This window comes from Enterobacter sp. 50588862 (assembly GCF_001462935.1).
GTDB lineage: Bacteria > Pseudomonadota > Gammaproteobacteria > Enterobacterales > Enterobacteriaceae > Enterobacter > Enterobacter bugandensis.
Genome location: NZ_LNHM01000033.1, coordinates 55,362 through 70,788, shown reverse-complemented (window position 1 = coordinate 70,788; position 15,427 = coordinate 55,362). Strand labels below are relative to the sequence as shown.

The window sequence follows — 15,427 nt, the reverse complement described above, 5'->3', positions numbered from 1 at the left end:
TTATTCATAAACATAAGGGCAAAAATTGTCATAAACTATTACCTGGCTTTTTGGTATTCACGCCAAAAATGGAACACTCACCACGAAAGGAGACGGAATGCACCACGCCACACCGCTTATTACCACCATAGTTGGTGGACTTGTGCTCGCTTTCATCCTTGGCATGATTGCCAATAAGCTGCGTATTTCTCCTCTTGTCGGCTATTTGTTAGCGGGTGTACTGGCGGGGCCTTTCACGCCAGGCTTCGTGGCGGATACCAAACTGGCGCCAGAGCTGGCGGAACTGGGCGTGATCCTGCTGATGTTTGGCGTCGGTCTGCATTTTTCGCTGAAGGACCTGATGGCGGTAAAGTCGATCGCCATACCCGGAGCGATCGCCCAGATAGGGGTGGCGACGCTGCTGGGCATGGCGCTTTCGGCAGTGCTGGGCTGGTCGCTGATGACCGGCATCGTCTTTGGGCTGTGCCTCTCCACCGCCAGTACCGTGGTGCTGCTGCGCGCGCTTGAAGAGAGGCAGTTGATAGACAGCCAGCGCGGGCAAATCGCGATTGGCTGGCTGATTGTAGAAGATCTGGTGATGGTGTTGACGCTGGTGCTGCTGCCCGCCGTCGCCGGGATGATGGAAAAAGAGAACATCGGCTTCGCCTCGCTGGCGCTGGATATGAGCATCACCATCGGTAAGGTGGTGGCCTTTATCGCCATCATGATGCTGGTGGGCCGCCGTCTGGTGCCGTGGATCATGTCCCGCAGCGCGGCGACCGGCTCCCGCGAGCTGTTTACCCTCTCCGTGCTGGCGCTGGCGCTGGGCATCGCCTTCGGTGCCGTTGAGCTGTTTGATGTCTCCTTTGCCCTGGGGGCGTTCTTCGCCGGGATGGTGCTGAACGAATCCGAGCTGAGCCACCGTGCGGCGCACGACACGCTGCCGCTGCGCGATGCGTTTGCCGTGCTGTTCTTCGTCTCCGTCGGGATGCTGTTCGATCCGCTGGTACTGATCCAGCAGCCGCTGGCCGTGCTGGGCACGCTGGCGATCATTATTTTTGGTAAGTCGCTCGCGGCTTTCTTCCTGGTGCGAATGTTCGGCCACTCCCCGCGCACGGCGCTGACCATTGCCGCCAGCCTGGCGCAGATTGGCGAGTTCGCCTTTATTCTGGCCGGTCTGGGCATGGCCCTGAACCTGCTGCCACAGGCGGGGCAAAATCTGGTGCTGGCGGGGGCAATCCTCTCCATCATGCTAAACCCGGTATTGTTTGCCCTGCTGGAAAAATACCTCGAGAAGACCGAAACCCTCGAAGAGCAGACGCTGGAAGAGGCAACGGAAGAAGAGAAGCAGATCCCGGTGGATATTTGTAATCACGCCCTGCTGGTGGGCTTTGGCCGCGTCGGCAGCCTGCTCGGCGAGAAGCTGATGGCGCAGGGGATCCCGCTGGTGGTGATTGAGACGTCACGCACCCGCGTGGATGAGCTTCGCGAGCGCGGGATTCGTGCGGTGCTGGGCAATGCGGCGAACGAAGAGATCATGGAGCTGGCGCATCTGGACTGCGCCCGCTGGCTGCTGCTGACCATTCCAAACGGTTATGAAGCGGGTGAGATTGTGGCCTCCGCGCGTGAGAAGTGCCCCGGTATTGAGATCATTGCCCGAGCGCACTATGACGACGAGGTGGAGTACATTACCGAGCGCGGCGCGAATCAGGTGGTGATGGGCGAGCGTGAGATTGCGAACACCATGCTGACGCTGCTGACGAAGCCGCCAGTTGAAGAGGCGGTTACGGGGTAAGTTTGCTGCGGCCTGATGCCCTCACCCTGGCCCTCTCCACAGGGAGAGGGAACAAATACTAAAAACGGCAACCACAGGTTGCCGTTTTGCTTTTACCTGTCCCAGTACGCCTCTTCGAGGCTGTCTTCTCGTTCCGGCAGTCCACGCGTTAAGCGTGGAGAATGCTGGTTCAGCACCTGGTAGCTCACGCGGTTCGCGTACTTGCACACCTGCGCCAGCGACGAATAGGTCAGCCAGCTGAACTTGTGCTTGCTGGAGTTCGGCACGTTAGTTTTGTGATAGGCGTTCGCGGTAATGTCATGCAGCAGCGCGGCCAGCGCGCCGTCGCCCGCGCCGTTAGTGTTCATGATCTTCTCCGGCCCGCCCATATACGGCGCAATGTGGGAGTAGATACGCAGCGGATTCACGCAGTCTTTGTGGCGCATGCCGCGGCTGAACTCGTACTGGTTGAACTCCGCAATCGCCCCCGGCAGCAGCGGGTGCTGGGTTTTGCGCTTGCTCTCTTCTTCCGTGAACCCCGCCATATACAGCCCAACCGGACCCGCGGTGCAGAGCACCAGATCCACCCAATCCAACGCTTTGTCGGACGCCAGTAGCGGATCGCTTTCACCGGTAAGCGCCTCGGCCTCTTCTTCGTTCATCGCCAGAATGGAGACGTGCTCTTTCAGGAAGGTCTGCCACCACTCCGGGTTATCGGCAATCACGAATTTGGTGCCCAGCGTCAGAACGACGGGCACGTCGTACTTTTTCGCGTACTCAATCGCCTTCATGGTCGCCTCAGGCATCGGCTCGCCCGGCTTGCAGCGCACCAGGTAGGAGGTCAGCACCAGCGCAGACGCGCCCGCGATCACCTCTTCGGGAATGCTTTCCGCGCGCAGCTTGTTCATGTGGCCCGGGCTGATGGCAAAGGTACGCTCGCCGGATTCGCCGATCAGCGTAAAGCAGCGGCCAATCGGCCCGTCTACGCCCTGGAGATAGTTAAGATCGGTGCGGCTGGAGGTGTTACACAGGTAGCGGTAGGCGTAGCCACCGATTTCGATATTGCTGCACATCACGCCGAGCAGCACCGAGCGGTCATCTGCCAGCACCGAGTAGTTGTGCATGGTGTTGCCGATGGTGCCGCCAGCGAACTGATGGGTAATCAGATTTTCGCGCACCAGCTCCTGGTACAGCGCTTCGGCAACGTCGTCCTCAATCACCAGCGAGTGACCGGCGCTCAGACCGTAACGGGCGACAAACTCATCATCCACTTTCGCTTCAATGTCCACCAGCGTCTGGTCGATACCGACAACCCAGGCCGCGCTGGTTTCATTTTCAGGCTGGATTTGCTGCAGAAGCGGATCGCGGGCATCGACGGGAAAGTAGTGTTTGGATTTGCGTTTACCGGGAAATTTCATGGTCTGAACTGTACGAAGAATATGGGCCGGGAATGGTAGCACAAACCCGGCCCGGAGTGCGATCAGCGGCTGTTCGTCACCAGCGAGACCATCATGTCGATATGCTCAGGCGAGTCGTTAAGCGCCGGAATGTACTCATACTTTTCGCCGCCGGCCTCAAGGAAAAATTCCCGGTTTTGCACCGCGATCTCCTCCAGCGTTTCAAGGCAGTCCGCCGAGAAGCCCGGCGACATCACCTGAATGTGCTTCACGCCCTTCTCGCCGAGCATTTTGAGGGTTTCATCGGTGTACGGCGTCAGCCACGGCTCGCGGCCAAAGCGCGACTGGAAGGTCATCATCACCTTCTCCGGCGGCAGGCCAAGGGCGGAGACCAGCTCGCGGGTGGTATCGCGGCAGCGCTGGGGGTAATCATCCCCTTCATTGGCGAAACGTTGCGGAATACCGTGATAGGAGAGCAGCAGCAGATCCGGTTCGCCGTGCTTTTCAAACGATGCTCGGGCGCTGTTGGCAAGCGCCTTAATGTAGAGATCGTTATCCGCATAATCGCGAATAAAGGTCACGCCCGGAATGCGGCGACGCGTCTTCAGAATACGCGCCAGCTCGTCCCAGACGGCGGCCACCGTCGAGCAGGAGTACTGCGGATACAAGGCCAGCACAACGATATGATCCACGCCCTGTGCCAGCAGCGCGTCGACGGCGCTTTCCAGAGAAGGTTTACCGTAGCTCATGCCGAGTGCGACGGGCATATCCGGCAGACGGGCGGCCAGCGCTTTTTCCTGACGACGGCTGTACACCATCAGCGGCGAGCCCTCTTCCATCCAGACGGACTGATAAAGTTTGGCAACGCGCGGAGAGCGAATCGGCAGAATGACGCCACGCAGCAGCGGCCACCACAGCAGTCTCGGAAAATCCACGACGCGCGTGTCGCTTAAAAATTGTCGCAGGTAGCGTTTTACCGCCGCTGGAGTGGGTGCTTCTGGGGTGCCCAGATTGGCAAGCAGGATGCCGGTTTTCGCCTGACTCATTCACGCCTCTTAACCATTTGATAGGTTGTCAATTGTAGCGGAAATGCGTTTAAACGAAACCCATTGCTGTAATAGGTAAGATGAGAATATTTCTCACCCGGAAACCCGGGTGAGAGGCGCGTGATTAGCCGAGGATTTTTTCCAGCTCTGCACGTACGTCAGCCACGGCTTTGGTGCCGTCAACTTTGGCGTATTTGGTGTTACCCGCCTGCGCTTCTTTGGTGTAGTAGCCAATCAGCGGCGCGGTCATCTGATGGTATTCCACCAGGCGTTTACGCACGGTCTCTTCCTGATCGTCTTTACGGGTGGTCAGCTCTTCGCCGGTCACGTCGTCTTTGCCTTCAACCTTAGGCGGGTTGAATTTGATGTGGTAAACGCGGCCAGAGGCAGCGTGCACGCGACGGCCAACGATACGGTCAACGATCAGCTCGTCCGGTACGTCGAACTCCAGCACGTAGTCCACGTTGATGCCCGCTTCTTTCATGGCGTCAGCCTGAGGAATGGTGCGCGGGAAGCCGTCCAGCAGGAAACCGTTACGGCAGTCTTCCTGCGCAATGCGCTCTTTAACCAGCGCGATAACCAGCTCGTCGGTTACCAGCTTGCCTGCGTCCATGATGTCTTTCGCTTGTTTACCCAGCTCGGAGCCAGATTTTACAGCGGCGCGCAGCATGTCACCGGTGGAGATTTGCGGAATACCGTATTTCTCCATGATGAACTGAGCCTGAGTTCCTTTACCCGCGCCCGGAGCGCCAAGCAGAATAATACGCATTGCGAAAATCCCCTCAAATGTCGTTTCAATTTTTCAAAAGCGCTAAACAATACCACCAGAACGGGCGTGGCTCAAGGAAGGCGGGAAGGCTGAAACGGTTAATGGGGGGAGATAATTTGGGAGAGTGCGGTCTGGTGCCCTCACCCCGGCCCTCTCCCACGGGGAGAGGGAGAAGACCAGGGGAGACGTGGTCAGTTACGCCAGCAGCAGCGCATTCACACGTTTAATGAACAGGTTAGGATCTTCCAGGGTGCCGCGCTCGGCCAGCAGGGACTGATCCAGCAGGAGTTCAACCCACTCGGCAAAGCGAGCTTCATCCTGGGTATCCGCCGCGCGTTTCACCAGCGGATGATCCGGATTAAGCTCAAAGATATATTTCACTTCCGGCACGGCCTGGCCCGCCGCGGCGAACAGCTTCGCCATCTGGGTGCTCATTTCGTCCGCATCGGTGGTGACAATCGCCGGAGTATCGGTCAGACGGTGCGTAAAGCGCACCTCTTTCACGCGGTCGCCCAGCAGGGTTTTGACACGCTCAACGAACGGCTCCAGCGCCTTCTCGGCTTCTTTCGCGCTTTCGTCCACTTCATCCGCCAGCTTGTCGATGGACTCGTCGGCTTTGGCAACGGACTGGAACACCTTACCGTCGAACTCGGTCAGGTAGTTCATCATCCACTCGTCAATGCGGTCAGAAAGCAGCAGCACTTCGATGCCTTTCTTACGCAGCAGCTCCAGGTGCGGGCTGCTCTTCGCTGCCGCATAGCTGTCGGCGGTGATGTAGTAGATCTTCTCCTGTCCTTCCTTCATGCGGGAGACGTACTCTTCCAGCGACACGGTCTGGGCGGAGGAGTCAGTGTGCGTTGAGGCGAAGCGCAGCAGTTTGGCGATGGTTTCAACGTTCGCCATGTCTTCAGCCGGGCCTTCTTTCAGCACCAGGCCGAACTGTTTCCAGAAGGTCTGGTATTTTTCCGCGTCGTCTTTCGCCAGTTTTTCCAGCATCTGCAACGCACGTTTGGTCAGAGCGTTACGCAGATTACGGGTAACGGTGCTGTCCTGGAGGATTTCACGGGAGACGTTCAGCGGCAGATCGTTGGAGTCTATCAGGCCACGAACAAAGCGCAGGTAGTTCGGCATGAACTGCTCGGCGTCGTCCATGATGAAGACGCGCTGCACGTACAGCTTCAGGCCGTGCTTGTGATCGCGGTTCCACATGTCCCACGGTGCCTGTGCCGGGATATACAGCAGGCTGGTGTACTCCTGCTTCCCTTCCACGCGATTGTGGCTCCAGGTCAGCGGGTCGGTAAAGTCGTGAGCGATGTGCTTATAAAACTCGTTGTACTCGTCGTCTTTGATTTCAGCCTTGTTACGCGTCCACAGCGCCTGCGCCTTGTTGATTTTCTCCCAGGAAACAACGGTTTCACCGTCTTTCTCTTCCTGTTTTTCAATCTCTACCGGCAGCGCGATGTGGTCGGAATATTTGCTGATGATGGAGCGTACGCGCCAGTCGTTCAGGAAATCATCTTCGCCTTCGCGCAGGTGGAGGGTGATTTCGGTGCCGCGATCCGCTTTGGTGATGTCATCAACGGTGTATTCGCCTTCCCCTTTGGATTCCCACAGCACGCCGTTCTCGGCGCTGTCACCCGCCGCGCGGGTGCGCACGGTGACTTTGTCCGCCACGATGAACGCCGAGTAGAAGCCTACGCCGAACTGGCCAATCAGCTGGCTGTCTTTCGCCTGGTCAGAGCCCATGGACTCCAGGAACGCTTTGGTGCCGGATTTGGCGATGGTCCCGAGGTGGTCGATCACCTCGTCGCGGTTCATCCCGATGCCGTTATCAGCGATGGTCAGGGTGCGGTTCTCTTTGTTGAAAGAGACGCGCACGCGCAGTTCGCCGTCGCCTTCATACAGATCCGGATTGGACAGCGCGCGGAAGCGCAGCTTGTCCGCCGCATCGGAGGCGTTGGAAATCAGCTCACGCAGGAAAATTTCTTTGTTGGAATACAGGGAATGGATCATCAGGTGCAGAAGCTGTTTTACTTCTGACTGGAAACCACGGGTTTCTTGTCCTTTCATCTATGTCGACCTCAACAATGCCATTTAATGGGGTTTTAAAACGTTGAGTGAGAGATGGGGATACGGGGGGAAATTTTCAAGCGGAGGCCGCGCGCGCGGCCTCCGTTTGGTCAGAAAATAATCTTGTGACGTCCGGCCAGAGAATGCGACAGCGTGGTGCCGTCGACCATTTCCAGCTCGCCGCCGACCGGCACGCCGTGGGCGATGCGGCTGGCGTCAACGCCGTACTGCGCGCACAGCTCGGCGATGTAGTTGGCGGTTGCCTCCCCTTCCACCGTGGGGTTGGTGGCGAGGATCACCTCTTTGATCGTTTCGGATTCAAGACGCTGTTCAAGGCGGTCAAGACCGATATCGTCCGGGCCAATGCCGTCCAGCGGGGAGAGATGCCCCATCAGCACGAAATAGCGGCCGGAAAACTGCCCGGTTTGTTCGATGGCGTAGATGTCCGCCGGACTCTCCACCACGCAAATCTGGCCGTTCTCCTGACGACGCGGGTTCGTACAGATGTTACACACGTCCTGCTCGGTAAAGGTCCGGCAATCCGCACAGTGACCAATTTCTGACATGGCGCGGGTCAGAGCCTGCGCCAGGCGCATCCCGCCGCTGCGGTCGCGCTGCAATAGCGTAAACGCCATGCGCTGCGCCGACTTCGGGCCAACGCCCGGCAGGCAGCGCAGTGCTTCCATTAACTGCGTGAGCAGCGGACTGGTTTGCATCAGAATGGCATCTTAAAGCCCGGCGGCAGCTGCATACCGCTGGAAACAGAGGCCATTTTCTCTTTCTGGGTTTCGTCGATACGGCGAGCGGCATCGTTAAACGCGGCTGCAACCAGATCTTCCAGCATCTCTTTGTCGTCTTCGAGCAGGCTCGGGTCGATTTCAACGCGACGGCAGTTGTGCGCACCGTTAATGGTCACCTTGACCAGACCGGCACCGGATTCACCCGTGACTTCCAGCTGAGCGATCTCTTCCTGCATCTTCTGCATTTTTTCCTGCATCTGCTGAGCCTGCTTCATCAGGCCACCCAGACCGCCTTTTCCACCAAACATAGGCTTCTCTCTTCTTTCACGTTTAAGGATTACAACCGTAAGTCAGACTCACGATCAAATGGGGCGAATACTCTCTTCATCCAGATCGGCGTCGAAGAACCGGCGCAGGGTCTGAATGTTGTTATCCGCAATAATTGCCTCGCGCGCCTGCGCGAGCTTCTCTTCATAAATGGCCTGGCGCCACTCAAGCGGCGTTTTCACTGCCGGATTATCATCTTCAATGATAGTCAATTCAACCGGTGAACCCTGTAAAGCAGCAAGCGCCTCGGCCAGCGCCTTTTGCGCGCCAGGGGAATTGAGGTGCCGCTGGCCCGGACGCAGGTGCAGACGCACCTGATTGCCGTCCTGCTCTTTCCAGGCGTTCAGCGCGACCTGCTCCACCAGCTTCGGCAGCTGGAGTTTGCTGACCTCAGCGGCCCAGGCGTCGCGCGCGATGGACTCTTCGGCGAGCTTCGCGGAAAGCTCCGGCGTTTTTTCATGCTCCAGCGCCTTTTTCAGCGCTTTCGGCGTGGCGACCACTTCCTTGACCGTTTCAACAACGGTGGTCGCCTTCCAGCGGTAAGCCTCTTCTTTCACCGGGGCTTTCTGCTCGAGCGCGGACGGTGCCGGACGCGACTGTACGCGCTCCGTTACCGAGGCCAGTCGTTCAAGCGCGGCGTTGTTCACCGGCCGCGCTCTTCCTGGCGCTGCCGGTTCACTCTTTTTTGGTTTGGTTACTCCCTGCGCACGCTGCAGCTGGCTGCGTGCGGCAAGCACCGAACTGGTGGCATCCGACAGCGGTACGTTTTGCTGTGGCGGCGGCGTCGGCTGCGGTGGCACCTGCTGCGGTGACATTACCGCGGTCGGAGCAACCGGCGCAAAAGACTGCCGCGGCGCTTCCGGTTCCGGCAACGGCATGCGCGGATGGAACGCCAGCGCGCGCAGCAGCGTCATTTCGACGCCCATCCTGGGGTCCGGCGCGAACGGTAACTCTTTGCGGCCAATCAGCAGCGTCTGGTAATACAGCTGCACGTCGGCAGGCGGCACGGTGCGGGCCAGTTCACGCATCCGCTGTTCAATGGCGGCCATGTCCGCACTGATGGCCGACGGAGACAGCTGCAGCATCGCCACGCGGTGCAGCAGGCTGAGCATCTCAACCAGCAGCGCTTCCCACTCAATACCGCGGGCAGCGGCCGCGTTCACCAGCGACATCACGCGCTCGCCGTTGGCGGCAATCATCGCTTCGATGAGCGACAGCGCCTGATCGTCATCCAGCGTGCCGAGCATGGTGCTGACCGCTTCGGTCGAGAGCTTGCCGTCACCGCTGGCAATCGCCTGGTCGGTCAGGCTTAGCGCATCACGCAGGCTGCCGTCAGCCGCGCGGGCCAGCAGCTGCAGGGCGCGCGGCTCGTGAACGATCTTCTCTTCATCAAGGATATGCTCAAGCTGCGCGCGGATCTGCTCAACGTCCAGCGCCTTCAGGTGGAACTGCAGGCAGCGCGACAGGATGGTAACCGGCAGCTTTTGCGGATCGGTGGTCGCCAGCAGGAATTTAACGTGCGCGGGCGGCTCTTCCAGCGTTTTCAGCAGGGCGTTAAAGCTGTGGCGCGACAGCATGTGCACTTCATCGATCAGGTAGACCTTGAAGCGGCCGCGCGCCGGGGCGTACTGCACGTTGTCGAGCAGATCGCGGGTGTCTTCCACCTTGGTACGCGAGGCGGCGTCGATCTCGATCAGATCGACAAAACGCCCCTGCTCGATCTCGCGGCAGTTGTCACACACGCCGCACGGGGTGGCGGTGATCCCGGTTTCGCAGTTGAGACCTTTAGCCAGCAGACGGGCAATAGAAGTCTTACCGACGCCGCGGGTGCCGGAAAAAAGATAGGCGTGATGGATGCGACCTAGCGACAAGCCGTTCGCCAGGGCCGTCAGCACATGTTCCTGACCGACAACGTCAGCAAAGGTTTGAGGTCGCCATTTACGGGCTAACACCTGATAACTCATGGGCAGGCTCTGCAACGCTGGAAGGTGAATTTATGGAGGGGAATGCTATCACAACCTCACCCATTGAGCGAGGTTGTGAAAACCGGGATTAATGACCCGGGAAAGGCACCAGGCTGTAGCTGGTAATGCCCTGTTTTTCCAGGCGCTGTTCACCGCCAAGATCGAACAGGTTGATGATGAAGGCCGCGTCGGTCACTTCACCACCCAGACGGCGGATCAGCTTGACGGTCGCTTCGATAGTGCCGCCGGTTGCCAGCAGATCGTCCACCACCAGCACTTTGTCGCCGGGCTTGATCGCGTCAACGTGGATTTCCAGCTGATCGGTGCCGTACTCCAGCTCGTAGCTCTCCGCGATGGTTTCACGCGGCAGTTTGCGCGGCTTACGCACCGGCACAAAACCCACGCCCATCGCCAGCGCAACCGGTGCGCCAAACAGGAAGCCGCGGGCTTCGGTACCTACTACTTTGGTGATCCCGGCGTTTTTATAACGTTCGACCAGCAGTTCAATGCTGAGCGCGTACGCTTTCGGGTCTTCCAGCAAGCTGGTGACATCACGGAAAAGAATGCCAGGCTTTGGATAGTCCTGGATGCTTTTGATGCTATTTTTCAGATATTCAAGCTGCTGTGCAGTTGCGGTCATCGGTTTGTGCCTAAATGAAACAGTGTTACTCACGGCGCGCGACGAGTCGGTCAAAGTAACAGTTGTTTAACCTTTGACCAGGCGCACCTGTGCTCGAAAACGGTCGAATTTACTGGCTGCGCGCCATAATTGCAACCGCCATGATGAGGCTTCAGTGCTTTTGTTGCTTTTCATCAACCACGGGGATCCGCCACATGAAGATCAGCAGGCAGGCCAGGATCGCCAGCAGCAGAATACGCACCCACATCATGTTCACCAGCCATAACGAAATGGCGAAGGTGATCAGGATAAAGGCAATGGCGCGCGGCTTGGCCCCGGGCGGCATGGCCCGGTGTTTTTGCCAGTGCCGCAGGTAGCCGCCAAACCACGAGCGGTACAGCAGCCAGTGGTGAAAACGCGGCGACGAGCGGGCGAAGCACCAGGCGGCCAGCAGGATAAACGGGGTGGTCGGCAGCAAGGGCAAAACCACACCTAGCGTACCCAGCACTACCGCGAGCCAGCCAATGATGATTAAAATAGTACGCTGCATAATGCGAATCGTTATCAAACTGAACGGCTACTTTACCACTGGAGAGCGCATTGAAAACAGCACTGCTTCTTGAGAAGCTGCAAAATCAGCTGATCGCTCTGCGGGCGCTGGCCACGCCGCTGATGGGACACGCCACGCTGAAACCGCGCTTTGACCGGCAGCTTTTCCGCACCCGCAGCACCGTCATTCAGGATTACCTTGCTGAGATGCAGACCAACCTCGATGAGCTTCGCCACGCGGTTGAGAGTGAACAGCAGGAACAGGTGGTGTGGCTTGCGGAGCATCTTACCGAGCAGATCACCGCCCTGCACCGCGAAATCGCCGCCTGGCCGCTACGGGCGTGGGACAGCGCCTCACCTGGGCTGGGAAAATGGCAGCGCAAGCGGCTGGAGAATCAGGAGTTTGAGCGGCGTCTGTTTGAGATGAAGCGCGAGCGCGAAGCCCGCCTGAACAATAGCGAAACGCTGGAAGAGCAGCAGCTATTGATGCGCGAGATTAGCGCGCTGGAAGGCCGCATCGTCCGCTGCCGTCAGGCGCTGGATGAGATTGAACGCGTGATTGCACGCCTGACCCGTTAACTGGAGCCACATCTATGTCACTGGAAAATGCACCCGACGAGGTCAAGCTGGCCGTCGATTTAATTATGCTGCTGGAGAATCATGAGATCCCCGCCGAGACGGTGCTTAAAGCGCTGGAGATTGTGCGGCGGGATTTTGAGGGGAAACTTCCCCCTCACCCTAACCCTCTCCCTGTGGGAGAGGGAAAATAGATTAAGCCGGAGTCGGGTCGTCGCCCTTAATGTCGCGCTTCACTTCCGTATGCTCATCACCTTTCTCATTATGCAGGTGAACCTCAAGCTGGTTGAAGGCGATGTTAATGTTGTTTTCACGGCACAGGCGGTCGATCGCGCGGTTCAGTTCATCAACGGTGTAGCTGCGATCGCGCAGTTCACGCACGTATAAACGCAGCTCGTGATCCAACGTGCTTGGCCCGAAGGTGGTGAAGAAGACGTCTGGCGCAGGATCGTGCATGACTTTTGGATGCGATTTAGCGGCTTTAAGCAATACCTCTTTCACTTTATCCAGATCGGAACCGTAGGCCACGCCGAGGCGAATCACCACGCGCGTGGTGGTATCCGAGAGCGACCAGTTGATCAGACGCTCGGTCACGAACGCTTTGTTCGGGATGATCACCTCTTTACGATCGAAGTCAGTGATGGTGGTCGCACGAATTCGGATCTTGCTGACGGTCCCGGAGAACGTACCGATGGTAACGGTATCGCCGATACGCACCGGACGTTCGAAGAGGATAATCAGGCCGGAGACAAAGTTACCGAAGATCTCCTGCAGGCCAAAACCAAGACCGACCGAGAGGGCCGCCGCCAGCCACTGCAGTTTATCCCACGAGACGCCCAGCGAGCCGAATACCGTCATCGCCCCGACGATAATGATGACGTAATTCAGGATGGTGGTGATGGCGTAAGACGCCCCCTGGCGCAGGTTCAGCCTTGAGAGCACCAGCACTTCCAGCAGACCCGGCAGGTTACGAATCAGCGCCCAGGCCACCACCGACGACACCAGCGCAAACAGCAGGCTGCCCATGGTGACGCTTTTCATCACCGCCGCGCCGGCTTCGGTACCGTTGTACTGCCAGAGGGTAATACTGTCGAGATAGGCGAAGACGGTAATTAAATCAGACCAGATCGCCCAGAACATCACCGCGAACAGCGCGATCATCACCAGCATGGTGATACGCAGCGTCTGCTGGTTAACCTGCTCCAGCGCGATGGTCGGCTCTTCCTGCGGCTCCGCGCCTTCAGCCCCCTCTTTCACCTGATGCTGACGACGCGCAATGGCACGACGGTAAGCAATGCGGCGGGCCGCGACGCTTAAGCCGCGCAGCACGGTCTGATAGAGCAGGTTCCAGACGATCACCAGATAGACCGTCTCGATCCAGCGCCCGGACAGGCGCAACGTGGTGTAGAAGTAGCCCGTTGCCGTAAGCACCATCAGCGCCAGCGGAATGATCGCCAGCACCGTCACGGTGGCCAGACGGATATTGTGGGACTCTTTATCACGCCAGCTGTCGCGGCACATCGGCCACATCAGGATCGCAATCAGCAGCAGGTTGAGCAGAATGACCAGTTGACCCAGCACATCATCCATCAGATGCAGCGGGGAAAGCTCGGAGACTACCGACCAGAAGTGCAGCGGCAGGAGCGCCAGGCTGACGCGCACAATCTGGCGACGCCAGTGGCTGGTCAGCTGCGCAGGCATGTTGAAGTGACGCACCGCCACGCCGTCTTTTTCGAGCACCTTCCAGCACACGCCAAATACCAGCCAGAACAGCGCCAGTTTTTTACTGAACGCCCAGAGCAGATCGCTGACGTTAAGCTGCATCGTGAGCAGGATCAGGCCCACGGCCAGAATAATCAGGCACACCGGCAGCGCGCGAATGAGATCGATCAGAATCGCTTTTGGCGTATGGAGCTGGCTGTCGTTACGCAGTTGCCCCACTTCCGAGGCCAGCTTCGCCTGGTACTGTTTCAGCCATTTCAAACGCCAGCGGATCAGACCGGCAATCAGCAGCAGCGGTAAGCCCGCCAGGAAAGCAATCATTACCGCAGGCCAGGCTTTCTCCCAGTTCACGGTGATTTTCATGCTCTTAATCTGCGTTTTCAGCGTCTCCGGGAAGGACTTAATCCAGTCCCAGTCCATCGGCTTGTTGCTGTTCACCCAGAAAATCTGCTGCGTCAAAATTTCCTGCAGGCTTTTTGACACGCTGACCAGCTGCTGCTGGTTGATCTGCAGGTTAATTGCCATCATCAGCTGGTTGCCCAGCTGTTTATTGAGCTGGTCCAGCAGTTCACGGCGCATATCCACCACCTGGAGCAGCGCGTCATGCACTTCCGGATTTACGTCACTGGAGTGCCCCTCTTCGATTTTGGCGACGAAAGCATCACTCTGGAAAAGGGCATCGCGCTGCTGGTTGACGTCAAACTGTTCCAGACGTAAATCCGCAATGCGGTTGGTCATGTCCTCCAGCTCGTCGGCAGACGGCAGCGTCTGCTGCTGCTGGTAGAGAATACGCGACAGCAGGAGGCTGCCCTTCAGAACCGCGATCTGCTCTTTGATGTTGCGCTCCGCCTGCAGCGCGCGATCCAGCCAGTTCTTCACTTTAATATTTTGCTGAACCAGCGAGTTGCCGCTTTCCGTCGCCAGTATCAGGCGCTGGCTGAGCTGGTGGTTAGCCTCAAGCTCCTGCTTCACCAGCGGGTTGGCCTGAATGCGGGCAGTTTCGTCCGGCGAGACGGCTTCCTGAGCGGTTTTTTCCGTCAGGGTCAGGCGTTTGCTGTTTACCGCCTCCTGCAACAGCTGAAGCTGATGCTCCAGACGATTAATATTCGCCGTCACGTAATCACGCTGTTTCTGGAGCGTGTCCTGCAGCACCGTATTCCCTTCCAGGCTTTTACGCTGCTGTTCGATTTGCGCATTGAGCAGCGACTGCTGAACCAGCAGCAGGGTTTGCTGGGTCGGGCGCAGCGTGCCCTCCCCTACCGTCGTGCCGTTCAGGCGGTTGCGGATCTGCTGCAGCTGCTGAGACGCGGCGTACATCGCGTTTTGCACGCGCTCGGGCTGGGTTTGCAGGGAGACGAGCTGACTGTTGTAGGTCGCGAGGTCAGACTGTGCGGTTTGCAGATCGTCGAGCAATTGCGCGACGCGCGATTCCAGCTGGCGTAATGAGAGCGTGGCGAGCGTTTTGCGCGTTTCATCGTCGTTATCGACGTCGCTCAGCGCGCTCAGCGCTTCCGTGGCCTTACGCATGTTCTCCGGCGCCTGCGCCACCTTCTGACGAAGCTGGGTGGTTTCAGCTTTAACGCGCTCAATCTTATCAATGTTTTCCAGCGTTTCCGTCAGATCCTGCTGGGTGAGTTTCTCCTGAGGAGAGAGCTCTTTTTGTTTGTTCAGGGTGTCGAGCTGCGACTGAATTTCGCTGCGCGAGGGAATATCAGTGCTGTTGTCTGCGCGGGCCCAGGAAAGCGGCGCGGTGGAGAAGAAAAACAGCATAGCAAAGAGCAATGCAAATACAGGATGTTGCGAGCGATTGATGGGCAGCATAGTTGTGAATGATGTCAGCAGATGACCGAAAATAGTCCGGCGTGAAGAATATCACGCTCGTCGGAAGCAGAATA

The 15,427-nt window shown here is 58.2% G+C and carries 13 protein-coding genes and 1 other annotated feature; of the genes, 3 read left to right on the top strand and 10 right to left on the bottom strand.

The features are described from left to right. The first annotated feature begins 97 nt into the window (after positions 1-97). Positions 98-1,774, top strand: coding sequence for a YbaL family putative K(+) efflux transporter (ybaL, locus tag APT89_RS17975; protein WP_041911052.1), 1,677 nt, complete (start codon positions 98-100; stop codon positions 1,772-1,774). A 92-nt stretch (positions 1,775-1,866) separates the two neighbouring features. Here ybaL and APT89_RS17970 read toward each other — a convergent pair whose 3' ends face one another. The 9 genes from APT89_RS17970 to APT89_RS17930 all read right to left on the bottom strand — a co-directional run bounded on the left by APT89_RS17970 (position 1,867) and on the right by APT89_RS17930 (position 11,235). Continuing rightward, positions 1,867-3,171 (bottom strand): inosine/guanosine kinase, encoded by a 1,305-nt coding sequence (locus APT89_RS17970; protein WP_045260696.1) that lies wholly within the window; start codon positions 3,169-3,171, stop codon positions 1,867-1,869. Between the two features lie 62 nt (positions 3,172-3,233). Continuing rightward, the gene (gene hemH, locus APT89_RS17965) at positions 3,234-4,196 is read right to left on the bottom strand and encodes a ferrochelatase (protein WP_041911054.1); all 963 of its coding nucleotides are present in this window, start codon (positions 4,194-4,196) and stop codon (positions 3,234-3,236) included. A 124-nt stretch (positions 4,197-4,320) separates the two neighbouring features. Beyond that, complete coding sequence (adk, locus tag APT89_RS17960) at positions 4,321-4,965, bottom strand: adenylate kinase (RefSeq protein ID WP_006809841.1); 645 nt, start codon at positions 4,963-4,965, stop codon at positions 4,321-4,323. Positions 4,966-5,160: 195 nt separating this feature from the next. Continuing rightward, the gene (gene htpG, locus APT89_RS17955) at positions 5,161-7,035 is read right to left on the bottom strand and encodes a molecular chaperone HtpG (RefSeq protein WP_041911055.1); all 1,875 of its coding nucleotides are present in this window, start codon (positions 7,033-7,035) and stop codon (positions 5,161-5,163) included. A 110-nt stretch (positions 7,036-7,145) separates the two neighbouring features. Next, on the bottom strand, positions 7,146-7,751 hold the full coding sequence (gene recR / locus APT89_RS17950) for a recombination mediator RecR (RefSeq protein WP_006809843.1): 606 nt from the start codon (positions 7,749-7,751) through the stop codon (positions 7,146-7,148). Continuing rightward, entirely contained in the window at positions 7,751-8,083 is a 333-nt protein-coding gene (locus APT89_RS17945; protein ID WP_003858972.1) for a YbaB/EbfC family nucleoid-associated protein, read from the bottom strand. Before APT89_RS17945 ends, recR begins: the two co-directional genes overlap by 1 nt. Positions 8,084-8,137: 54 nt before the next feature. Next, complete coding sequence (gene dnaX / locus APT89_RS17940; RefSeq protein WP_045631459.1) at positions 8,138-10,066, bottom strand: DNA polymerase III subunit gamma/tau; 1,929 nt, start codon at positions 10,064-10,066, stop codon at positions 8,138-8,140. After that, positions 8,744-8,808, bottom strand: a sequence feature (DnaX frameshifting element). Its footprint overlaps the gene before it by 65 nt. A gap of 88 nt (positions 10,067-10,154) precedes the next feature. Further along, positions 10,155-10,706, bottom strand: coding sequence for an adenine phosphoribosyltransferase (gene apt / locus APT89_RS17935; RefSeq protein WP_000127359.1), 552 nt, complete (start codon positions 10,704-10,706; stop codon positions 10,155-10,157). Positions 10,707-10,857: 151 nt separating this feature from the next. Then, positions 10,858-11,235, bottom strand: coding sequence for a DUF454 family protein (locus APT89_RS17930; RefSeq protein WP_041911057.1), 378 nt, complete (start codon positions 11,233-11,235; stop codon positions 10,858-10,860). Positions 11,236-11,285: 50 nt separating this feature from the next. On the opposite strand from APT89_RS17930, the gene priC reads away from it, so the two are divergent. Both priC and rsmS read left to right on the top strand, forming a co-directional pair. Next, positions 11,286-11,813: a primosomal replication protein N'' gene (priC, locus tag APT89_RS17925; protein ID WP_060573169.1), complete on the top strand. Its 528-nt coding sequence runs from the start codon at positions 11,286-11,288 to the stop codon at positions 11,811-11,813. Positions 11,814-11,827: 14 nt separating this feature from the next. Continuing rightward, the gene (gene rsmS, locus APT89_RS17920) at positions 11,828-12,004 is read left to right on the top strand and encodes a pleiotropic regulatory protein RsmS (protein WP_045631461.1); all 177 of its coding nucleotides are present in this window, start codon (positions 11,828-11,830) and stop codon (positions 12,002-12,004) included. A gap of 1 nt (position 12,005) precedes the next feature. Here rsmS and mscK read toward each other — a convergent pair whose 3' ends face one another. Next, complete coding sequence (gene mscK / locus APT89_RS17915; protein ID WP_041911059.1) at positions 12,006-15,353, bottom strand: mechanosensitive channel MscK; 3,348 nt, start codon at positions 15,351-15,353, stop codon at positions 12,006-12,008. Positions 15,354-15,427 lie beyond the last annotated feature (74 nt).